Origin of the sequence: Alicyclobacillus hesperidum, assembly GCF_900107035.1 — a bacterium.
GTDB lineage: Bacteria > Bacillota > Bacilli > Alicyclobacillales > Alicyclobacillaceae > Alicyclobacillus > Alicyclobacillus hesperidum.
The window spans coordinates 132,402-154,071 of the sequence record NZ_FNOJ01000003.1 but is presented as its reverse complement, the minus strand read 5'-3'; the positions used below and the strand labels follow the sequence as shown (position 1 = coordinate 154,071).

17 protein-coding genes are annotated in these 21,670 nt (G+C 52.4%); 11 read left to right on the top strand and 6 right to left on the bottom strand.

Going from position 1 to position 21,670, the window contains the following annotated elements:
• Positions 1-37: 37 nt before the first annotated feature.
• Positions 38-232, top strand: a complete 195-nt coding sequence (locus BLU70_RS03240) for a hypothetical protein (RefSeq protein ID WP_006447466.1) — start codon at positions 38-40, stop codon at positions 230-232.
• On the opposite strand, the gene BLU70_RS03235 is transcribed toward BLU70_RS03240, so the two are convergent.
• Both BLU70_RS03235 and BLU70_RS03230 read right to left on the bottom strand, forming a co-directional pair.
• Positions 229-1,563: a BaiN/RdsA family NAD(P)/FAD-dependent oxidoreductase gene (locus BLU70_RS03235; RefSeq protein WP_006447465.1), complete on the bottom strand. Its 1,335-nt coding sequence runs from the start codon at positions 1,561-1,563 to the stop codon at positions 229-231. The two genes, BLU70_RS03240 and BLU70_RS03235, sit on opposite strands and share 4 nt — an antisense overlap.
• Before the next feature lie 101 nt (positions 1,564-1,664).
• Positions 1,665-2,567: an EamA family transporter gene (locus BLU70_RS03230; RefSeq protein WP_244885097.1), complete on the bottom strand. Its 903-nt coding sequence runs from the start codon at positions 2,565-2,567 to the stop codon at positions 1,665-1,667.
• 164 nt (positions 2,568-2,731) lie between these two features.
• Here BLU70_RS03230 and BLU70_RS03225 point away from each other — a divergent pair, with 164 nt between their 5' ends.
• The 7 genes from BLU70_RS03225 to BLU70_RS03195 all read left to right on the top strand — a co-directional run bounded on the left by BLU70_RS03225 (position 2,732) and on the right by BLU70_RS03195 (position 12,237).
• The gene (locus BLU70_RS03225) at positions 2,732-3,898 is read left to right on the top strand and encodes an iron-containing alcohol dehydrogenase (RefSeq protein ID WP_074691888.1); all 1,167 of its coding nucleotides are present in this window, start codon (positions 2,732-2,734) and stop codon (positions 3,896-3,898) included.
• Positions 3,899-4,123: 225 nt separating this feature from the next.
• Entirely contained in the window at positions 4,124-5,122 is a 999-nt protein-coding gene (locus BLU70_RS03220) for a LacI family DNA-binding transcriptional regulator (protein ID WP_006447462.1), read from the top strand.
• Between the two features lie 41 nt (positions 5,123-5,163).
• The gene (locus tag BLU70_RS03215; RefSeq protein WP_074691886.1) at positions 5,164-7,338 is read left to right on the top strand and encodes an amylo-alpha-1,6-glucosidase; all 2,175 of its coding nucleotides are present in this window, start codon (positions 5,164-5,166) and stop codon (positions 7,336-7,338) included.
• A 103-nt stretch (positions 7,339-7,441) separates the two neighbouring features.
• Positions 7,442-8,695 carry an ABC transporter substrate-binding protein gene (locus BLU70_RS03210; RefSeq protein WP_040289862.1) on the top strand — a complete coding sequence of 418 codons (1,254 nt, stop codon included), beginning with the start codon at positions 7,442-7,444 and terminating at the stop codon, positions 8,693-8,695.
• Between the two features lie 88 nt (positions 8,696-8,783).
• Positions 8,784-9,707: a carbohydrate ABC transporter permease gene (locus BLU70_RS03205; protein WP_052012349.1), complete on the top strand. Its 924-nt coding sequence runs from the start codon at positions 8,784-8,786 to the stop codon at positions 9,705-9,707.
• Positions 9,707-10,546 (top strand): carbohydrate ABC transporter permease, encoded by an 840-nt coding sequence (locus BLU70_RS03200; protein ID WP_006447458.1) that lies wholly within the window; start codon positions 9,707-9,709, stop codon positions 10,544-10,546. Before BLU70_RS03205 ends, BLU70_RS03200 begins: the two co-directional genes overlap by 1 nt.
• A 44-nt stretch (positions 10,547-10,590) precedes the next feature.
• Positions 10,591-12,237 carry a glycoside hydrolase family 13 protein gene (locus tag BLU70_RS03195; RefSeq protein ID WP_074691882.1) on the top strand — a complete coding sequence of 549 codons (1,647 nt, stop codon included), beginning with the start codon at positions 10,591-10,593 and terminating at the stop codon, positions 12,235-12,237.
• 46 nt (positions 12,238-12,283) lie between these two features.
• Here BLU70_RS03195 and acnA read toward each other — a convergent pair whose 3' ends face one another.
• The 3 genes from acnA to BLU70_RS03175 all read right to left on the bottom strand — a co-directional run bounded on the left by acnA (position 12,284) and on the right by BLU70_RS03175 (position 17,514).
• On the bottom strand, positions 12,284-15,004 hold the full coding sequence (acnA, locus tag BLU70_RS03190; RefSeq protein ID WP_074691879.1) for an aconitate hydratase AcnA: 2,721 nt from the start codon (positions 15,002-15,004) through the stop codon (positions 12,284-12,286).
• A gap of 211 nt (positions 15,005-15,215) precedes the next feature.
• Positions 15,216-16,367, bottom strand: a complete 1,152-nt coding sequence (locus tag BLU70_RS03185; RefSeq protein WP_074691876.1) for a THUMP domain-containing class I SAM-dependent RNA methyltransferase — start codon at positions 16,365-16,367, stop codon at positions 15,216-15,218.
• A gap of 184 nt (positions 16,368-16,551) precedes the next feature.
• On the bottom strand, positions 16,552-17,514 hold the full coding sequence (locus tag BLU70_RS03175) for a glycosyltransferase family 4 protein (RefSeq protein ID WP_006447453.1): 963 nt from the start codon (positions 17,512-17,514) through the stop codon (positions 16,552-16,554).
• Between the two features lie 210 nt (positions 17,515-17,724).
• Between BLU70_RS03175 and cyoE the strand changes: the two genes are divergently transcribed.
• The 3 genes from cyoE to ispG all read left to right on the top strand — a co-directional run bounded on the left by cyoE (position 17,725) and on the right by ispG (position 21,206).
• A complete protein-coding gene (gene cyoE / locus BLU70_RS03170; RefSeq protein ID WP_040289856.1) occupies positions 17,725-18,651 on the top strand; it encodes a heme o synthase in 927 nt (308 codons plus the stop codon).
• 221 nt (positions 18,652-18,872) lie between these two features.
• Positions 18,873-19,997 carry a zinc-dependent alcohol dehydrogenase family protein gene (locus BLU70_RS03165; protein ID WP_006447451.1) on the top strand — a complete coding sequence of 375 codons (1,125 nt, stop codon included), beginning with the start codon at positions 18,873-18,875 and terminating at the stop codon, positions 19,995-19,997.
• Positions 19,998-20,120: 123 nt separating this feature from the next.
• A complete protein-coding gene (gene ispG, locus BLU70_RS03160; protein ID WP_006447450.1) occupies positions 20,121-21,206 on the top strand; it encodes a flavodoxin-dependent (E)-4-hydroxy-3-methylbut-2-enyl-diphosphate synthase in 1,086 nt (361 codons plus the stop codon).
• Between the two features lie 232 nt (positions 21,207-21,438).
• Here the strand turns inward: ispG and BLU70_RS03155 are convergent, their stop codons facing one another.
• Positions 21,439-21,654, bottom strand: coding sequence for a LysM peptidoglycan-binding domain-containing protein (locus tag BLU70_RS03155; protein ID WP_006447449.1), 216 nt, complete (start codon positions 21,652-21,654; stop codon positions 21,439-21,441).
• Positions 21,655-21,670: the final 16 nt, after the last annotated feature.

Sequence of the window (21,670 nt, the reverse complement as noted above, 5' to 3'; positions counted from 1 at the left end):
TCATGAACGCGATCGACCCACAAAGGAGGCGTTGCGCATGCCATCGCGACGAAAGTCGATTGGACGCGGTGACGAAGCTTCAGGACCGGTGATGAGTGCGCAAGCAAGCGCGGCCATGCGCCGTGGTGCGCGAGTCGACGAAGAACGCCGGTACGGCAACCCGGCTCATGGCAAGTATGCGCGCAAGCTCGGCGGTGAATATGGTGCATCGGTCCAGGATGAGCAGCTTTAGTCGTTGTGACTCGTAAGAATTGACTCTTCGTGCCACGGGCTATTGGTCGGCGCCGACCTTTGTGATGGCGCCGACCGCACCTGTTGCGCCGCAGACTTTCCCGCCAGCCGACCGGTCGAAAACGCCACTGTAATGTTGTATCCGCCTGTATGCGCGTGCACATCCATCACTTCGCCGGCAAAGAACAAACCGCGGCATAATTTCGACTGCATGGTCTTTGGATCGATTTCTTTGACACTAACGCCACCGCCAGTGACCGTCGCCTTTTCTAACGGCAAGGTACCTGTCACGTGAATCGGGCAACGTTTAATAGTTTGTCCAAGTTCGTTCATCTGCACGCGCGTTAAGTGAGCTAACTGAAGGTCCGCTGGCACGTTCACCACATGTGCAATGTAAGCAGCCAACCGCTCTGGAAACGTCAGTTCGAGTTCCGTACGGACAGCCCGCCGCGGATGGTTGGCGCGATCGGCGAGTAAGCTGTGCAACCACTCGTCTTGTTTCATGCTGGGTACAAGGTCGATGGTCGCTCGTAAATCGATGTCGGGATGGCGCCTTTTGGCCGTTGAGACGTAGTGGCTACAACGAAGGGCTGCGGGGCCACTTAGGCCGAAGTGAGTAAATAACAAGTCTCCGCTTTCGGTTGTCAAACGTTTACCTTTGCCTGTCCAAATGCTGATTTCGACCCCATATAGCGATAAACCCTGCAGTTTTCGCGAAATGATCCATGGCTCGTCGGAAACCAGAGGGACTTCTGTTGGGTAAGGGTCCACAATCTTGTGTCCGACGGTCTTTGCCCATGCATAGGCATCGCCGGTACTTCCTGTTTGGGGCACGCTACAACCTCCGGTCGCGATTACGCCAGCAGGCGCCGTGAGTGTTTGCCCGCGAGCTAGACGAATGCCTACGAATTGCCCTTCCTTGGTTAGTATGCGGGATACTGGCGTATCCAAGAGAACTTCGACCCCTAACGAATACATATGGTCCACAACCGCTTTGACAACCGTTTTTGCGTCATTCGATACAGGAAATACTCGGCCTCGATCCTCCTCTTTTAACTTAATTCCCAGATGCTCAAAAAAGTGGATGATATCATGGTTAGAAAACTGACTCAATGCGGAGTATAGGAACTTCGCGTTACCTGGGATGTTTTCCATCAACTCGGGCAATGGTTTGGCGTTGGTAACATTGCAGCGGCCACCACCTGATATGGCAAGCTTGCGTCCGAGACGATTGCCTTTCTCGACTAACACGACGCGGGCGCCACATTCGCGCGCGGAAATGGCGGCCATGAGTCCAGCCGGGCCGCCGCCAACAACGATAACGTCGTACATAGGAAATCCTCCGGTCCATTATCAGTCATTCCAGTGTAGGGAATGCTGGTGTCAACCGCAAGTCCAAGTACGTCATCGTAAGGCTGATGCAGTAACTTGCTTCAACTGGTTACAAGCATCATGGCACTCAAGCCAATCAATAAGGCGGCGGCGCCGCTCCACCAGGATAGACGTTCTAAGCGGGCGAGGAAGAGAGCGGAGAACAAAGCGACAAAGACAGGTTCCGACGCGGCTAGGATCGCTACGGTCGATACAGAGGCGTGATCGGCAGCAAAGAAAAACAAAAAGACGCCTGCAGCTGAGCACCAACCAGCGACGGCAAGCCAGATGTTAAGGTGTTGGGCATACCATCTAAGAAGCGCCAACAAAGTACCACGGCAAAGCAGCCCAATGACGTAGGTCGACGTGGCTGCGCTAAGGTCGATGGCCGCCGCGGGCAGTGGCGAGAGGCCAGTTTGGACGCTCAATTGTCGAAAGACGTGACCAACCCCTTGTATACAGGCCGCTGTGATGCCAATGACGGCGGCGCTTTGGAACGCGAAGCGCGCCGCACGGTGTTTGCGAAGCCGACTCTCGATCACAAGCAGCAGAATGGAACCGAGAACTCCGCAGAGTCCGAGCCCGTCGTCGAACGAAGGATCTTCTCCTAACGCGAACGCCGCGACGGCCATGGTTGCCACAGGACTGACACCCTTCAATACCACGCCGCGTACAGCGCCAAGTTGATTGACCGCTCGATAGAGCAACATACGTCCTAAAAACGTACCAACGATTCCGGAACAAGTTGCCCAAAGCACAGGCACGGGTAAATCGGCTCCAGGTTTGATCAGGCGGCCGCCAACCATGTATTCGATGATTGCGACACCCGAGAGCGAAATGGCACTCATGGCCAGAATGGGAAGCAGCCCGTAGTCGGGTGGTGACGACTCAGCCTGACCCTTGCGCAAAAAACAGTAGGATAACGCATAGCAAATGGCGCTGCCCAGCGCAGCCAAAAAGCCCACGCGCACTCACCTCCGTCTGTGCGGACAAACCATGTGTATTCGAAGCTGTCCCGATGTAGAAGGCCAAGCACGTTTGGCGATTCTAAAGCTCCTTGTTACAATGTAAGAGCGGCTATCAAGTGTTTAGTGAAGCTGTAGTCCTGACTTGCGAAAGGGGTATACAAGTGGACGCATTTCGTTTCTATAATCCGACAACTTTGTACTACGGTAAGGGTCAAATAGAGAAGCACCTGGCTGAAGAAGTAACGAAAATCGGCAAGCGGGTACTCCTGTTGTATGGTGGAGGGAGTATTAAGCGCAATGGCCTCTACGACAAAGTGGTGGGTATTCTGCAAAATGCGGGCGTAAGCTTGTTCGAGCTATCGGGTGTCGAGCCCAACCCGCGGTTGTCGACGGTACATAAGGGCATTGCCATTTGCCGTGAGAACCATATCGACTTGATTTTGGCCGTTGGCGGTGGGTCCGTTCTCGACTGTGGCAAAGCTATCGCAATGGGCGTTAAATACGATGGCGATGTGTGGGACATTTATCAGCGCAAGGGCAAAGCCACAGGGGCATTGCCGCTGGGCACCATCTTGACGCTTGCGGCAACTGGCTCAGAAATGAACTCTGGAGGCGTCATCACAAACTGGGAGACAAAAGAAAAGCTGGGCGGCGGATCGCCCTATACGTTCCCTGTCTTCTCGTTCTGCGATCCGGAGAACACATACACAGTTCCGCGCGATCAGACGGTCTATGGCATCTGTGACATGTTGGCACACTGTTTTGAACATTATTTCCATCCAACGCGGCATACGCCTCTACAACAACATCTGATTGAGGCCGTGATGCGCACCATCGTTGAAAACGCAAAAACAGCCGTCGAAAATCCGAACGATTACGATGCGCGCGAAACGATGATGTATTGCAGCACGATGGCTTTGAACGGAATGATCTCCATGGGTATCACGGGGGACTGGGCTTGCCACGCGATTGAACATGAGATCAGTGCCATCTATGACATCCCGCATGGAGGTGGGCTGGCGATTGTCTTCCCACACTGGATGGAGCACGTGAAAAATGTCAATCCGAGCCGCTTTGCTTCATTGGCAAAGAACGTATTTGGCGTCGATGCCAATGGCAAGACGGACGCGGAGCTTGCCGACATCGCGATCGCAAAGGTTCGTGAGTTCTACCAGTCGATCGGCGCACCGCAGCACTTAGCGGATTATCAAATCGGTGATGACCAGCTGGAGCGCATGGCCAGTCAAGCGGTTCGTTTTGGCGAGATCGGCCATTTCAAGAAGCTCGGCAAGGATGACGTGCACAAGATTCTGCAAGCGGCGTTATAAGCGGCAGTGTATATGTAGGCGCCTCGTGTATGGACGGGGCGCTTGTTTGTGTGTCTGGACGCAATAGATTTTGTGTAGAGAAGTTGATTTTCATACTTGCGATCCGAAACGTTTTCGGTTACGATCAGGCCAATCGCGGACAGTGTCTGAAGCTCTGTATTGTCACATATGCAACGAGACTTCTGAAAACGTTTCGGTGTCCGTGTCAGGAAAGGGGATTCCGCCATGACCGTCACCATTCGCGACGTGGCAAGGGCTGCCGGCGTTTCCATTACGACAGTTTCTCGCGCATTAAACGGTGGCGACGACGTGGGGGAGGAGACGCGTCAGCGCGTACTTGAAGTCGCAAAGAAATTGAACTATCGTCCGAGCCACGTCGCTCGAAGCCTTGTCTTGCAAAAAAGTCGAAATATTGGTCTTTTGGTCTCAGATTTTAATCGCGGCGGTCATCACTTCATGTACGACGTATTGGTGGGTGTGCATGACAAGCTCGCGGAATATGGGTATGACGTCACTTTGGTGAGCACCAATACAGCTCGGCAACAGCTCATTAGTTACGTCGATTTTTGCCGCGAGCGCAGTCTTGAAGGCGTCGTGGTCATGGGCATCCGTTTGGACGATCCATATGTCGAAGAGGTAGTGGAATCAACACTGCCAAGCGTGGTTATCGACTTACCTCTCTTAAGCAGACATTGTGGCTATGTGATGACAGACAACGTGAATGGTGTGCGTTACGCGATTCGGCACTTGGTGAACACAGGACGTCAGCACATCGGCTTCATCAACGGATACTCCCATGCAGCAGTCAGCATCGAGAGGCTACGGGGGTTTGAAGCTGCCATGCGAGCATATGGCATGGCGTATAGTCGTGATTCAATTTTGCACGCCGATTTTACAATTGAGGGTGGTGCGAAGGCGCTTGCTGACCTACTGTCCCGCCATCCTGAAACTGATGCGGTGTTTTTTGCAAGTGACTTAATGGCCATAGGTGGCATCCAGCATTGCAAGGCCTGCGGAATTCGCATTCCTGACGATTTGGCCATTATCGGGTTTGACAATATCGAGTTGGGGCGATTTGTAACTCCATCGTTAACCACGGTTGCGCAGCCGCGATACGAGATGGGGAGTGATGCCGCTGAAATGCTGGTCCGTATGTTACAGGAGGACGAACAGCCATCAGGTACATTGCTGCCTCCAGAGCTGATTGTTCGAGAAAGTGCATAGAAGTTGCAGATGGCTTTGAACTGGGAGTGTGGAGATAAAAGATGAATTTCCATGTCATTAAGGAAAACGACCTATTTTACCTATCGGACTTACAAGGAATGTGTAAGCATGGTTCCGAAAACGTTTCGGAAGGAGGGCTGTTTACGCGCGACACGCGAGTGTTGTCACGGTTAAATTGGGTGACAAGACCAGACTCGCTCGTGTTGCTTGAGAGCGAGTCCAAGGAAGGCTACCAATGCCATTACTTGTACACGAATCGACCTCCTGCGCAGGAAGGTGACATACCAAGAGAAAGCATCCTTGTGACCCGTTCACAATCCGTCGACGGGCGTGTTCTAAAGGAAAGCGGTATCATACGAAATTATTCAGGGGACGATGTGCAAATTGCCGTCTTGTATGAAATTGATGCCGATTTCGCTGATATGTTTGAAGTTCGAGGATTCGCTAAATCATTTGACCGGGAAGTACAGGTTAGCGTGTCCGGAAACGTTTGTAGTTACCGTTACACTGCACGCGACGGTCGAACGATGAAGACGTCAGTGGAGCTTTCTACGGCGGATGGGCCACGTGCGTGGGTACCACTCGGCGACACAGCTATGCAGGGCAAATTTACACTGCATGTACCTGCCCACGGCCATGCAGCATGGGAGCTTGTGGTCACGCCCTCCGTAGAAGGTGTATGCAACATAGACGCCCCGGCGCATAGTTCCGGAAACGTTTTCGGAGATGCGGAATCCTATGCAATGAACGCAGATGTGCACCGTTCATATGAACGATGGTTTGCGCGGATGCCAAGGATCCAAGGTGACGATAGGTTCGTTGCATGGTATACACAAGGGCTCAAGGACATCCGGATGCTCTTGACGGATTTTGGCTACGGTCGCTTTCTAGTGGCTGGTGTGCCTTGGTATGCAGTCCCGTTCGGGCGTGACAGCTTGATTGCGGCTCGTCAGATGATGGCAGCAGCTCCGGAGATAGCGCGAGGTACACTTGCCACGCTGGCTCACTTTCAAGGCAGTGAAGTTAACCCCAGACGCGATGAACAGCCTGGGAAAATCCTGCATGAATTGCGCGACGGAGAGTTGAGTCGCCTAGATGTGCTCCCTTTCCATCCTTATTTTGGAAGTATCGACTCGACCCCGCTTTTTTTAGTGGTGCTGGCTGATTACTTCCTGTGGTCAGGGGATCGTGCATTCGTAGAGCAGATGCTTCCCTCCGTAAGGAATGCCTTCCGGTGGATCGAGCAATATGGCGATCGCGATGGCGATGGATTCGTTGAGTATTGGTGCGAATCTGACGGGGGAATTGCCAATCAGGGTTGGAAAGACTCGGGAGACTCGATGATGCACGGAAATGGCCAACTCGCGACTGGGCCCATTGCACTCGTGGAGGTTCAAGCCTACGTTCACAAGGCTTATACCAACTGGGCGCAGATTTTCGCCTTGTTTGGCGATGGCGCAGAGTCGATTCGTTGCCAAGAGCGCGCGAACAAGCTGCAACAGGCTTTTGTCCAACACTTCTATGATGCAGAGCGGAATTTGCTTGCTCTTGCCCTGGACGGTGAGAAGCGACCGTTACTCGTTGCGTCATCCAATATGGGACAGGTGCTGTGGAGTGATATCCTGCCTCCTGAAATAGGTGTTGCTGTTGCAAGGCGCATGTTGGATCCTGATTTGTTTAACGGCTTTGGGATAAGGACGCTGTCTGCCGAGGAAATCAATTACAACCCACTTAGTTACCATAATGGTTCGGTCTGGCCGCACGACACGAGTCTCATTCTCTCGGGTGTACGAAGGTATGGTGGGTGGGACCTAGCCGAACCAATTGTAAATGGTCTTCTTCTCGCTCAGGATGGTTTTGCGCATGGTCGTCTGCCGGAGCTATTCTGCGGATTTTCCAGCAGAGAAGTTGAGAAACCTGTGCCTTATCCTGTTTCGTGCTCTCCACAGGCCTGGGCCGCAGCGGTGCCAGTGTTTGTCTTGGAGCAATTGTTGGGGATGGAACCCTGTGCACCTTCTGGGCGTATGGCGCTCAATCCTCATTTGCCGAGCGGCATGGATGATTTGGTCATCGAGGACATCTGTGCGGGACAGGGCAAATTCAGTGTCGCCTTGCATCGCGCCAATGGAGAGTTACTCGTATCGATACTTGAAAATACGACAGGCCTTGTCATTGATGTATGCACTTCCATGAAGGGAGTGATGTCAAAGGCCTGAGTGGATGAGTATTCAAGAGACGAATGTCGACTTTTATGTCATTTTGAACACGGTAATGGATTGAATTGGTGGGGTCAAAACCAGGTTGAGGAGGAGTCGAGGTATGAAGAAAAGAGTAGCTGGCATTGCTTGCATCACACTCGTTGGCATTGGCGCAGTCAGTGGTTGCGGGGTGCAGTCGCAACCCAGCAGTACTGGGAGTGCTTCGGTGGCACCTGTACATCTAACTCTGGGTATGTGGGCATCTAGTCCTGCAGAAAAGACGCTGGTACAAAACCAGGTTGCAGCTTTTGAGAAACAGAACCCAAACATTAAAGTGAGTATTCAGGTGATTACCGGAAACTACCTTCAGGCATTGCAACCGATGCTTGCTGCACACAACGCGCCCGATATTTTTTACGTGGACTCTTCCTATGCACCAACGCTTGAAGCGTCGGGAGCCATTATGCCGTTAGACAATTATGTGAAGCAAGATCATGTGGACATGTCCGACTTTCGGTCTAACTTGTTAAATGCGTTTAAGTGGAAGGGGCACATTTACGGAATCCCAAAAGATATGAACACAATGGCCCTCGAGTACAATCCATCATTACTTGCAAAAGCAGGCATCAAGGCTCCTCCGAAAACATGGAGTGAATTTGACCAAGACGCTGCCAAGTTAAAGGCCAAGGGCATCGTTCCTTTGGATATGCCTATTGATGTTGCGCGTTATTACCCATTCATCGCTGATATGGGTGGTAGCTACTACAATGAGATGAAAGATCAAGCGACGTTCACAAATAAAGCGAATGACGCTGGACTGACATGGTTTATGAAAGAGATGGAAGAGAAAAACTTTGTTACTCCTCAGGACCAAGGCGGGTCTTGGGCTGGAATTCCGTTTGCACAAGGAAAAGCCGCGATGGCTTTGGAGGGGGCATGGCTGGTGCCCTCTATGCAACAGACGGCCCCAAACATGAAGTACGGAATCGCAGATTTCCCGTCTCTTCATGGCAAGGATGCCAATATGTTGTTCACAGTTGCCTATGAAATGGCGCGCACTACGCAGCATCCGGCTGAAGCGGCGAAACTACTATTCTTCATGACTGGAAAGCAAGCCCTTAAGATGACGGCCGATTCTGGTTTGGCCATACCATCGCGAACGAGTGAACAAGGCGAGTTCTTGAAAAAGTATCCGTCATACAAAGGATTCGTAGATGGGCTTAAGGCTGCTATTCCATATCAGTTTGGTACACTTGGGCAGAACTTCTTGGATGCGATTAACAACGCAACACAACAAGGCATTTTGAAAAAAGAATCCGCGGCGCAGGTTCTGAGTCAAGCCCAACAGACACTTAACTCGCAAATGAACGACTGAATCAGATTTGATTTTGTGCGGGGTGCGCAATCATTTCGCGCACCCTCAGTTCTTTAGCAAATAAGCTCGTGCAAAGGAGGTAGTACATTTGGCGGTTTCGGTACAGCCCAGTCGCGCATGGCGTTCTCGCTTGCGAACGAGCACGGTAGACCAAGCGTTGGCGGGATACTTGTTTATCTTGCCAGCACTAGTAGAACTGTTTGTATTTTTGCTTGGTCCCATTGTTTACGCCTTTGTTGTCAGTTTCAAGCATTTTTCGTATCTTGATCCGCTGGACGCTCACTTCATCGGGGTTCAAAATTACATCCACTTATTTCAGGACCCTGTGTTTCTTAGAGCACTTTGGAACACGACTTTATACGCTTTGGTCGTGGTTCCCGTGCAGACGGCCTTAGCCATGTTGCTCGCAGTTGTGGTTAACCGCATCCGTGGCAAGACCGTCTTTCGCATCATTTACTATTTGCCATCCATCACGTCGACGGTAGGGGTTGCGGTCATTTTTGGTTTTTTGTTTCAGCCCAATGGTTTGCTCAATCGCTTGTTGTTTCTCACGTTACACATTCAAGGACCGGATTACTTCAATAGCCCGATGTTCGCGCTTCCGGCCATTATGGTGGTAGCCATTTGGACGACAGCAGGGCAGTTCATGATCATCTATCTCGCAGCATTGCAAGATATACCGACTGAGTTGTACGAAGCGGCTGCCATCGATGGTGCTAAAGGGTGGCAGATACTGCGCAGTGTGACTGTACCCATGCTAAAGCGGACGACGTTTCTAGTCGTGGTACTCGGTATGATTGGGGCATTCCAGGTATTTGACCTAGTATACGTGATCTCCGGCAATAGTTCACTACCACAACAGGATACAATGACGGTGGTTCTTGACTTGTTTGAAAAAGGATTCCGGACGATGCAAATGGGCTATGCGTCGGCAATGGGATTCGTATTGTTTGCGATCATCTTGGTACTTACACTCATTCAACAATTGTTCTTGGGACGGGAGGATTCGTAATGTTGGCGACACGTCAGCGCGGCGCAAACTGGAGACGAACACGTATCGGACTATATGTGGTGGCCATCGCATATGCACTTGTTTCTCTTTTGCCGTTCCTTTGGTCATTGTACACATCGCTTAAACCGACGTCTGAGGTGTTTCAGTTGCTTGTTCCATGGAAGACGCTTACCGTCGCAAGTTATGCATCCATCCTACATGACTTTCCTTTTGCAAGATGGTTCTTGAACAGTTTAATCGTCTCAGTCATTGTGACAGTCGGCAATCTTATAGTCAACACCTTTGCGGGGTACGCGTTTGCAAGGCTGAGGTTCCCATTTCGTGGGTTTTTGTTTTATTTGTTCCTAGGGATTATGATGATTCCCGGGCAAGTTGTACTCGTCCCTATCTATATCATCTTGGTGAACTTGGGGTGGATCAACTCCTACGCAGGCTTAACGATTCCATTTTTGCTTAGTTCAACCATGGTGTTTTTGTCCCGGCAGTTCTTTCTTGGCATACCTAAGGAGTTAGAGGAAGCCGCACGCATCGACGGGGTTGGTCACTGGGGGATGTTTTTCCGAATTATGTTACCCCTGTCAAGGCCATTATTGGCGGCACAGACCATACTTACATTTCAGGGCAACTGGAATTCATTTTTGTGGCCTTTGCTGATTGGCCAAACAACCTCTATGTATACCCTCCCGGTCGGGCTGAATTCGTTTTATGGGCAGTATAATGCGTACTGGAACAGTGTCATGGCAGGGATGTTGCTGCTCACCGTGCCCATGATGATCATTTTTGTAATTTTTCAACGCCAGTTTGTTCAAGGTGTAGCAAGCGCAGGATTAAAGGGATAACTGTTTAGAAAACTTATCAAGAAATCGTATGCTCGGAGGAAAATATGAAACGCGATTGGTGGAAGGAAGTCGTTGTATACCAGGTTTATTGGCGTAGTTTTAAAGACTCGAACGGCGATGGGTATGGGGACTTGGGTGGGGTGATTGAAAAACTTGATTACCTGTCAGAACTCGGTGTCGATGTCATTTGGTTGAATCCCATTTACGAGTCACCGGATTGTGACAATGGATACGATATATCGGATTACTATCGTATCATGCCGAAGGCGGGCACGATGGAACAATGGGAAAGGCTGCTTGATGAAGTTCATGCCCGTGGCATGAAGCTAATCATGGACTTGGTGGTCAATCATACATCAAATCTTCATCCATGGTTTCTGGAATCCCGATCGTCGCGCGACAATCCAAAGCGAGACTGGTACATTTGGCGCGATGGTCGAAATGGTGCGCCACCGAACAACTGGCGTTCATATTTTACTCCGTCTGTCTGGGAATGGGACGAAGCGACGGGACAGTATTACTTTCACTCGTTTGCAACTGAACAACCCGATCTGAACTGGGCGAATCCGCAAGTACGCAATGCCGTTTATGAGATGATGAAGTTTTGGTTGGACAAGGGGATCGACGGCTTTCGCATGGATGCAATCAATCTTTTGGCGAAACCAGCTCGGTTTTTTGATGCGGAGAATCCTTTTCATATTAGTTATCTCGCCAATAATCCAGGTATTCACGAATACCTACGGGAAATGCACGATCGCGTTCTACGACACTATGACGTTCTCACTGTGGGAGAAATACCGTTTGTGACGCCAGAGGAGGGGCTAAAGTACGTCGGTCAGGATCGACGTGAATTGCATACGCTGTTCCATTTTCAAGTTTGTGACGAGATGCCGACATGGGACATGTTGCGCTTTAAATCGATTCAAAAGCGCTGGCACGAAGCTTTTTATGGACGAGGGTGGAACTCCCAATTTTTAAATAACCACGACCATACGCGCCAAGTTACACGTTACGGTAACGATGGCAAGTATCGAATTGAGTCGGCGAAACTGTTAGCCACGATGATACACACCTTACCGGGTATTCCATACATCTATCAAGGTGAGGAAATCGGCATGACAGGCGTACATTTTTCGACGATCGAAAGTTACCGGGATATTGCGCTGCGCATCCGCTATCAAGAGGAAGTGGATAGAGGAAGGAAGCCGGACGAGGTTCTTGCTGAACTTGCTCCTCTTGCACGCGATAATTCGCGAACACCGATGCAGTGGGATGACTCCCCTAACGCGGGTTTCACAGTTGGTGAACCATGGATTCCCGTCAATCCGAATTACCGTGAAATTAACGTGAAAAAGGATCGCGCACAATCGGATTCCATTTTTGCGTACTATAAAGCTTTAATCTCGCTGCGACGGCAATATCCAGCTCTTATATATGGGGATTATACAGATTTGTCGGAAGGCGACACACGCTTGTATATGTATACACGGCAATGGCAGGATGATGTATGTCTCATTGTGCTAAATCACGCAGAATCGGAAACCTACTTCCAATTTCCAGAGTGGTTCCGAGATGGTGACGCACATCTTATCCTCGCCAATTATGAAGATCAAACGGACGTCACGGATACGCGATTGCGTGCGTACGAAGCGAGAATCTATGCTATGAATGTTGTAGAGAAGCCTGTTTAAGACAAAAGGGGACCCACCGCGGGGTCCCCTTCACATTCTGTTCAGCTTACGCCTGTTGCTCTTCGCGTACGAAGTTGCGCAATACCGTCTGCAAAATACCACCATTGCGGTAGTATTCAACCTCAATATCGCTATCGAGGCGGACATTCGCCTTGAAGGTGAATGACGAACCATCTTCTCGCTCCACTTTGACGTCGACCGTCGAACGTGGCTCCAACTCATTCGTAAGGCCAAGAATGCTGAATGTTTCACGGCCCGTTAGACCGAGGCTTTCCGCACTTTCGCCGGCTTGGAACTCGAGCGGCAGCACGCCCATACCGACCAAGTTGCTACGGTGAATCCGCTCGAAACTTTCCGCGATCACGGCGCGCACGCCGAGCAAATACGTGCCTTTTGCAGCCCAGTCACGGGACGAACCCGTACCATACTCTTTTCCGGCGATCACGACGAGTGGTTGGCCGTTCTGCTGATACTGCATGGCGGCGTCGTAAATCGGCATGACTTCGTTCGTCGGGAAGTAAGTCGTATAGCCGCCTTCCGTACCCGGTGCTACGCGATTGCGGATGCGGATGTTAGCAAACGTACCACGCATCATCACTTCGTGGTTGCCGCGGCGGGATCCATACGAGTTGAAGTCGTACGGCTCGACGCCATGGCTCTTCAGGTATTGTCCAGCAGGGCTACTTTGCGCAATGCTGCCAGCCGGCGAAATGTGATCCGTCGTGACGGAGTCGCCAAGGTATGCGAGTACGCGGGCACCACGGATCTCTTCGATATCCGGGACATCCGGCGTCAGGCCGACGAAGAACGGCGGTTCTTGGATGTAGGTCGATTGTTCATCCCACACATAAAGGTCGCCATCCGGCGTGTCCAAAGCGTTCCAGCGCTCGTTGTTCGTGAACACACTCTCGTATTCCTTGCGGAACAGTTCTGGACTAATGACTTTGCGAATCGTCTCTTGCACTTCTTCGTTAGTCGGCCAAATGTCCTTGAGGTATACGTCGTTGCCATCTTTGTCCTTGCCAAGCGGTTCTTTGGTCAAGTCGATATCGACCGTGCCAGCGAGTGCGTACGCGACAACCAACGGTGGCGATGCCAAGTAGTTTGCACGTACCAAAGAGTGAATGCGGCCTTCGAAGTTACGGTTGCCCGAAAGAACGGCCGAGACAAGCAAATCATTCTCTTGAATCGCCTTGCTCACTTCATCCGGCAGCGGACCACTGTTACCGATACAGGTCGTACAGCCGTAACCGACGACGTCGAATCCGAGTTCAGCGAGCGGTTGGAGCAAGCCAGCCTTCTCGAGGTAGTCGGTGACGACACGTGAGCCGGGGGCGAGCGACGTTTTGACATAGCGAGGTGTCGTCAAGCCTTTCTCTGCGGCCTTCTTCGCGACCAAGCCAGCGCCAATCATGACCGATGGGTTCGAGGTGTTGGTGCAACTGGTGATGGCCGCAATGACGAGTGCACCTTGATGCAGTTCTGCCGTCGCGCCGTCTTCGTATTGCACGGTCGCCGTCTTGTCGATCGCGTCGGCAACGCCAAAGCCGCCTTCGCTCACCGGCTTCGTGAGCCCTTCCTCGAACTTTTTCTTCATGTCGGACAACAGGATTTTGTCTTGCGGGCGCTTTGGACCAGCCAAAGAAGGCTGCACATCGGCCAAGTCGAGTTCCAGGGTATCGGTGAAAACCGGATCCGCCATGTCGTCAGTGCGGAACATTCCTTGTGCTTTCGCATATGTCTCAACGAGCGCGATGAGGGACTCGTCGCGGCCGGTGCTGCGCATATACTCGAGCGTTTCTTGGTCGATTGGGAAGAAGCCCATCGTCGCGCCGTATTCTGGACCCATGTTGGCAATGGTTGCACGATCCGCTAGGCTGATATTTGACAAGCCAGCCCCGTAGAACTCGACGAATTTGCCAACGACGCCCTTTTTACGCAGCATGTTGACAACTGTGAGCGCGAGATCGGTCGCCGTTGCGCCTTCCGGCAGCTTGCCAGTGAGCTTGAAACCGATGACTTCCGGCTGCAGTAGGTATAACGGCTGACCGAGCATGCAGGCTTCCGCCTCGATGCCGCCGACGCCCCAGCCAAGTACGCCAATGCCGTTGATCATGGTCGTGTGCGAGTCGGTGCCGACCAAGCTGTCAGGGAAGACGACTTGCTCGCCGTCGACTGTACGCTCCTGCACGACGCGCGCGAGATACTCGAGGTTGACCTGGTGCACAATGCCCATGCCTGGCGGGACGGCGCGGAAGTTGTCAAACGCTTTTTGCGCCCAGCGGAGGAACTTGTAGCGCTCTTCGTTGCGCTCAAACTCACGGCTGATGTTGAACTCAAGAGCCTCGCGCGAGCCGAATGCATCGACTTGCACGGAGTGATCGATTACGAGATCAACCGGGATCAGCGGATTGATACGATCCGGATTGCCGCCAAGACGATGCATGGCCGAACGCAATGCGGCGAGATCGACAACGACAGGGACGCCTGTGAAGTCCTGCAGCAAAATGCGAGCCGGTTTAAACGGAACGTCCGTTTTCTCAGGGTTTTGCGCGTTCCAATTAGCCAATTGGCGGACATGATCCTCGGTAATCACGCGTCCGTCGTATTGGCGCAGTACCGCTTCTAGTAAAATTTTGATAGAGATAGGAAGGCGGGAAATATCCGCAACGCCATGATCCGCAAGTGCGCCCAGGCGGTAATAGGTGTACGACTTTCCGCCGACCTGCAGGGTTTGCTTCGAATCAAAAAGATTCTTGGCTCCCATCTGACTCACTCCTTTTCAACCTTGCTTCTGTCTCTATTGTGCGGCACCAGCGTGGATCTGTCGAACCGTCATCCAGATTGCCGATAGGGATATCGAAATCATTCCGGAAAGGTCGACCCAACTGCAAGCGTTCGCATGAGACGAACCCTCTGTCACTCTACTACCAATTGGAATGCCACGCAAGGCAGAGGAACCCCGACATAACCCTTTGTCAATGCTTGTTGTCACCATTCGACAGATTGCGCGGAGGCAATGGACCAAAGTACTGGTACAGGTGTGTCTCGATTCGCCCATTGTACAATTTGCGCCGTTTGTCCGCTTGTTTGCCGTATAATCGCTCAAATTGCGGATGTGACGTTAGCAAGAAGACGGACCAAGTATCTAACTTGCGAAATGTTTTGCCAAGGTCGCGATACAGCGATTCGGCTTCCTCAACCTCCATTAAACGTTCTCCATAAGGAGGGTTGCTGACGATCACGCCATAATCCCTGTCGGCCTTGAAGCGGCGGGCATCGGCTTGCTCGATGCGGACCATGTCCTCAACCTCTGCATAACGCGTATGGCGTCTACAGAGTTCAAGTACCTCGGGATCGTTGTCCGATGCGACGATATCGAGCTCGACGTGGCGGCGTGCCGCCTCTGCCTCGGCGCGGGCTTGCGCGAAGACGTCTTCACCGATGAACGCCCAATCTTCGGCGTCAAATGAGCGTAACAGGCCCGGTGCAATGCGCTGGCCGTACAACGCCGCTTCAATAGCAATAGTGCCCGATCCGCACAGCGGATCGCGAAACGGGCGGTGTGCATCCCACCGACTGAGGAGGACCATCGCAGCGGCAAGCGTCTCGCGAAGTGGGGCGACGGCATTTAGCAATCGATAGCCGCGTCGGTGCAGACCGCTACCGCTAGTATCCAGACGAATGGAGGCAATGTCCTTTAGCAACGAAACCTCGACGCGCACGGGAGCGCCCGTTTCAGGCAAGGTAGCTCGCCCGTATGCTGATTGCAGGTTGTCGACAATGGCTCGTTTGACGATACTTTGACACGCAGGTACGCTGTGTAACGTGCTTTTGACGGAGCGTCCGACGACTGGGATGTTCGCGTCAACCGGAAGCAACTCTGACCAATCGATGGCCAAAGTGCCTTGATACAGGTCTTCAAAGGTCTCAGCACGAAACGAAGTAAGTTCAATAAAAACGCGTTCGGCCGTACGCAACCACAGATTTGCCCGTGCCACAGCTAATGCGTCACCACGAAAGCGGACAAGCCCGTTTTCACTGTGTGTCTCGTAGCCCAAGTCCTGGAGTTCGCGCGCTGTCAATGCCTCAAGACCGAATGCACAGGTTGCGATGAGTTCAAATTCCATCTGTCCATCGACTCCATTCCCACATCAAGTATCCATTATGTACGAAAAAGACCTTTTTCCCGAAAAGGACTGGCAGGTCAGTGCCTGTCCAGCCAAGCGTCGGGAAAAAGGCCTCACGTGAAGGTTGTTCGAAGCGTGTAACATCTTCATCAAACACCTTCAACGACATTCTACTGAGTTCATCTCATCGGTTGAGAAGTAACACAATCATCGACGCCAGTGAGAAGCATGCGCTGATGAGGTAGACGACGGTGACCGTTTGTACTTGTGATAGTCCTGATCGCAGAAGCCAGTGGTGCACGTGATTTTGATCTGGCTTATAGACAGGTTTACCGGCTCGTGCCCGAACGAATACGACGCGCAGGGCATCGAAGATAGGAACGCCGAGTGCAAGAATCGGTACGCCGATAGAAATGACCGTCGCCGATTTGAACGCGCCAACCGATGCAATGGCCGCGAGCAAGTATCCGAGCACGGTGGATCCGGCATCACCCATGATGATGCGCGCCGGGTAGAAGTTATGGCGTAAAAAGCCCACCGCCGCGCCGGTCACCGCGATGGCAAACCAAGCCGATGCGTGATCGCCCTTTATGAGGGCGATGAAAAACAAAGTCGTCGCCGAGATGGCCGCGATGCCCGCGGCAAGGCCATCGACGCCATCGAGGAAGTTAAACACATTGGTCACACCAACAATCCACAGCACCGTCAAAAGTACAGACAACACCGTGGGGATAGCGACAAAATGATGCCCTCCAAACGGCGATGTAAAGCCTTGGATGCCGCCGCCAAACAACGGAACCAACAGGGCAGCTAAAATTTGAATGACAAAGCGGATGGAGACTGAGAAATCTTTGCCTCGTGTTTTGAAATAGTCGTCCAACAAGCCTATTCCAAACAACATCGCTGCGCCCATGAGCACACCGACGTAAGGCGTTTGCAACCAGTTCTTCCAAGCGAACCCTAAAAAGAATGCGGCGAGAACGCCGGCAAAAAGGGCGGCACCGCCAAGGAGTGGCAAGGGATCGCGGTGGATTTTACGCTCGTTGGGCAAATCGACAAATTTCAACCGAATGGCGATTTTTCGCATGTGTGGCGCCAATGCAAAGGCGATGAGAAACGCAGTGACGCCTGAAAGCCAAAGCGGCATACTGTCCTCTCCTTCGAGTGACATTCACGGCAATTATACTAAACCATCGCCCATCCGGCTATACTGCTGTCAGTGTGTGTCTGTGCTAGAAGTATGTCGGTTGCATGACAATTCGCCCTTCGCCGTTGTATTTCTGCCCGACCTCTGTAAACATAATCGTTGTGTGAACTAGGCGGACATTCGATCCGCTTCGACAAGGAAGTGAAGTGGATGCAAGCAAACGGGGTCGTATACGAGGAGCCGTCAAATGGGCTAGAAAATGCAAAAGCGACGTTGCGCGATTACATTTCGATTATGAAGTGGGGCATCACCATCGCCAATCTGATGGCGACGTTTGCTGGCATGTGGGTCGCCTCCGGTGGCCATCCAGGGCTCGCACCGCTCTTGTTAACGCTCGTCGGCACCGCGCTTGTCGTCGCTGGCGGCGCTGCGCTAAACAATTTTTACGATCGCGATATCGACCAGCACATGGCGCGCACCAAACATCGCGCTGTGGCACAAGGTAAAGTCTCTCCGGCTGCCGCTTTGGCCATCGGTTTGTCGATGAGTGTCGTCGGTCTTGCTGTCCTGCTCTTATTCGTCAATTGGCAGTCGGCTGCATGTGCCTTTGTAGGACTCTTTGTGTATTCGTATCTTTACACTGTCTGGTTCAAGCGGCATACCACACTGAACACGGTATTGGGCGGGGTGTCGGGCGCCATGCCTCCGCTCATTGGTTGGGCTGCAGGCAGTGGCGGATCCATTTCGCTCGCCGGTTGGTGTTTGTTCTTCACCTTTTTCCTCTGGCAACCACCGCACTTTTTGCCGTTGGCTATGAAGAAGACCGAGGACTATCGCGCTGCAGGCATCCCGATGTTGCCCGTTGTCCGCGGTTTTCGCGAGACGAAGCGGCAGATTGTACTGTACACTGCGGCTATGGTTCCCGTATCCCTAATGATGACGCCATTAGGTGCTGAAGGTTGGATCTACTTCGTCGTCATGGCCGTTCTCGGAATTTGGTTCTTGTACCTCGGTGTTAAAGGTCTCTATATCCAACCTGAGCGCGATCTCGAGTGGGCAAATCAGGTATTTCGCTTCTCACTCATCTATTTGACGGCTTTGTGTGTTGTATGTGTACTTTCGGTGTCCATTTTCTAAAGTAGACAAGCTACAGCAAAAGGCTGCTCCGCAGGGGGCAGCCTTTTTTGCGAAGCAGGGCTCATCGCGGTGCTGTAAAATGCCAATAGAAGTTGCCCCAGGGTGCGAGTGTCAGGCACGACGCGTCTCCAGGCTTGGGAACGGTGGACGACCAGTCGGCTTATGGCTGACTCGGAGGCAAGCGAAAGGCACATGCCCTGGGCACAAGGAGGTTAAGTGTCGTGAAAACGCATGCAGCCGTACTTTACGAAATGGGATTGCAAACGCCTTATAAGACCAGTCAGCCTCTTCACATCGAAACACTCGATCTCGATCCACCAGGCGCCGGCGAGGTACTGGTGCGCGTCCGCGCGGCGGGACTGTGCCATTCTGACCTGTCGGTGATAAACGGTTCTCGCCCGCGCCCGTTGCCTATGGCTTTAGGGCACGAGGCCGCTGGTGAGGTCATCGAGGTGGGGCCGAGGGTGGAGGACCTCGTTCCTGGCGATCACGTCGTATGTGCTTTCGTCCCTAGTTGTGGCCACTGCCTTCCTTGCCAGGAGGGGCGCCCAGCCTTATGTGAGTCAGGAGCGGCTGCAAATGCAGCGGGGACGTTACTGTCTGGGGCGCGGCGTCTACATCTTGGTGGTCAGGATGTCAACCATCATCTTGGTGTTTCGGGGTTCAGCGAATATGCCGTGATTGCGCGCAACTCGCTCGTCAAGGTCGATCCCGATGTTCCATTCGAACAAGTTGCCATTTTCGGCTGTGCGGTCATGACGGGCGTTGGCGCAGTTGTCAATACGGCGCGCGTTCCGGTGGGCTCCAGCGTAGCTGTCGTCGGACTTGGCGGCGTTGGCCTTAGCGCGTTACTGGGTGCCGTTGTCGCGGGTGCGCGGCGGATTGTGGCGATTGATGTAAATCCAAGCAAACTGGAATTTGCCACGAAGCTTGGGGCCACCGATGTATTTGACGCGCGCGATCCGGATGTCATATCCCTTGTCAAAGCCGCAACGGATGGTGGAGTCGAATTTGCATTCGAAACAGCCGGGGCGGTTCCAGCCATGCAGACGGCGTACGCGGTGACCCGCCGCGGTGGTACGACGGTGACCACGGGACTTCCCGATCCAAGTCACCTCTTTTCTGTCCCACAAGTCACACTTACTGCGGAAGAGCGCACCGTCAAGGGAGCGTATGTGGGCAGTTGCATACCAGCTCGCGACATTCCACGGTTCCTGGAACTCTATAAACAGGGTAAATTACCGGTGGATCAACTTCTGACAGATCGCATCCGTCTCCATGAAATCAACGAAGGCTTTGATCGACTGAGCCAGGGCGATGCGGTCAGGTTGGTCGTCCTGCTCTAACACGACGTGGCAACGGGATGGTATGTCTGTCCCTGCGGATCGGGCGGGTGGCGGTTGAACGATGTACGGAATTTCGTTAAGATCGCTAGTGGGAGTTTAGATAACGACAGGGAGACGAGAGACATGTATCGTCGCGAAGAGACGAAACCGGTGCGCGTCGGCGACGTAGTCATCGGCGGGAATCATCAAGTCATCATTCAAAGCATGACGACGACGAAAACTGCCGACGTCAAAGCGACGGTTGAGGAAATTCATCGGTTGGAGGACGCCGGCTGTCAGGTTGTCAGAGTCACTGTCAACACGCGCGATGCTGCGGCTGCCATTAAGGAGATAAAACGCCAGATTCACATCCCGCTCGTCGCCGATATCCATTTTGATCATCGCCTTGCACTTGAGGCCATTCGCAACGGAATTGACAAAGTGCGAATCAATCCGGGCAACATCGGCAAGCGAGAAAAGGTGGAGGAAGTCGTCAAGGCGTGTAAGGAGCGGGGCATTCCGATTCGCATCGGTGTCAACGCGGGATCGCTCGAAAAGCACATCCTCGAAAAGTATGGCTATCCGACCCCGCAGGGTATGCTGGAAAGCGCGGAGCACCATGTGAAAATCCTTGAGGATCTGGATTTTGACGATATTATCATCTCCATGAAAGCTTCGGATGTGCCTATGGCAATCGAGGCTTATCGGCTTGCCGCTGAGCGTTTCCATTACCCCTTGCACCTTGGCATCACGGAATCAGGTACGCTGTTTGGCGGTACGATTAAGAGTGCAGCTGGCCTTGGAACCTTGCTCAGCATGGGCATTGGCAATACGATGCGCGTTTCACTTTCGGCAGATCCGGTTGAAGAGATTAAGGTAGCGCGCGAGTTGCTGAAAACGTTCCATATCGTTTCGGACGCCGTGACTATCGTATCGTGTCCGACTTGTGGGCGGATCGATATTGATCTCATCAGCATTGCAAATGAAATTGAGGATTACGTACAAAACATTCGTGCACCTATTAAGGTTTCGGTGCTTGGTTGTGCTGTCAATGGACCGGGCGAGGCGCGCGAGGCGGATATTGGCATTGCAGGTGCCCGTGGGGAAGGACTGCTGTTCCGTAAGGGAGAAGTGGTACGCAAAATTCCCGAAGCGGAACTCGTGTCGGAACTGAAGAAGGAAATTGACATCATGGCAAAGCGCTACGCTGAAACAGGCTCGATTTATTGACGGAATCTCGTGCCATGGGGTTGTAGCTTTAAGGGTCATTGCGTGGCGAAAACGAGGAATCTTCTGCCTTTCAAACTCCATTTTGTCATTTCATATGTAAAAGCCGCCTCCGCTCCTTTGTATGGAGATGTTCCGGAGGCGGCCGTTTTCATATGAAAGCGGCCGCCTCAACTCTCGTCATCATGCAAATCCCTGTATCAACCGTTCTGTTACATCATGCTGACGAGTACGATTACCAGTACTTTGACTTATCCATGTGATGATGCATCATGTGTTTGTGCTCTTTGGCATCCTCGTAATGTTTCGACGGAATACGCAGCACCTGGCCCGGATAAATCATGTTTGGGTTTTTGATGCCGTTGGCCCGGATGATCTCAGAGACCGTTGTATCGTATTTCACCGCGATGTTGCCAAGCGTGTCTCCGCGTTGCACGATGTATTTGACCACTGATCCAATCCCTCCT

Coding starts and splice junctions, on each gene's coding strand:
- BLU70_RS03240 (WP_006447466.1), top strand. CDS start 38: ATGCCATCGCGACGAAAGTCGATTGGACGCGGTGACGAAGCTTCAGGA.
- BLU70_RS03235 (WP_006447465.1), bottom strand. CDS start 1,563: ATGTACGACGTTATCGTTGTTGGCGGCGGCCCGGCTGGACTCATGGCC.
- BLU70_RS03220 (WP_006447462.1), top strand. CDS start 4,124: ATGACCGTCACCATTCGCGACGTGGCAAGGGCTGCCGGCGTTTCCATT.
- BLU70_RS03215 (WP_074691886.1), top strand. CDS start 5,164: ATGAATTTCCATGTCATTAAGGAAAACGACCTATTTTACCTATCGGAC.
- BLU70_RS03210 (WP_040289862.1), top strand. CDS start 7,442: ATGAAGAAAAGAGTAGCTGGCATTGCTTGCATCACACTCGTTGGCATT.
- BLU70_RS03200 (WP_006447458.1), top strand. CDS start 9,707: ATGTTGGCGACACGTCAGCGCGGCGCAAACTGGAGACGAACACGTATC.
- BLU70_RS03195 (WP_074691882.1), top strand. CDS start 10,591: ATGAAACGCGATTGGTGGAAGGAAGTCGTTGTATACCAGGTTTATTGG.
- acnA (WP_074691879.1), bottom strand. CDS start 15,004: ATGGGAGCCAAGAATCTTTTTGATTCGAAGCAAACCCTGCAGGTCGGC.
- BLU70_RS03185 (WP_074691876.1), bottom strand. CDS start 16,367: ATGGAATTTGAACTCATCGCAACCTGTGCATTCGGTCTTGAGGCATTG.
- BLU70_RS03175 (WP_006447453.1), bottom strand. CDS start 17,514: ATGCCGCTTTGGCTTTCAGGCGTCACTGCGTTTCTCATCGCCTTTGCA.
- cyoE (WP_040289856.1), top strand. CDS start 17,725: ATGCAAGCAAACGGGGTCGTATACGAGGAGCCGTCAAATGGGCTAGAA.
- ispG (WP_006447450.1), top strand. CDS start 20,121: ATGTATCGTCGCGAAGAGACGAAACCGGTGCGCGTCGGCGACGTAGTC.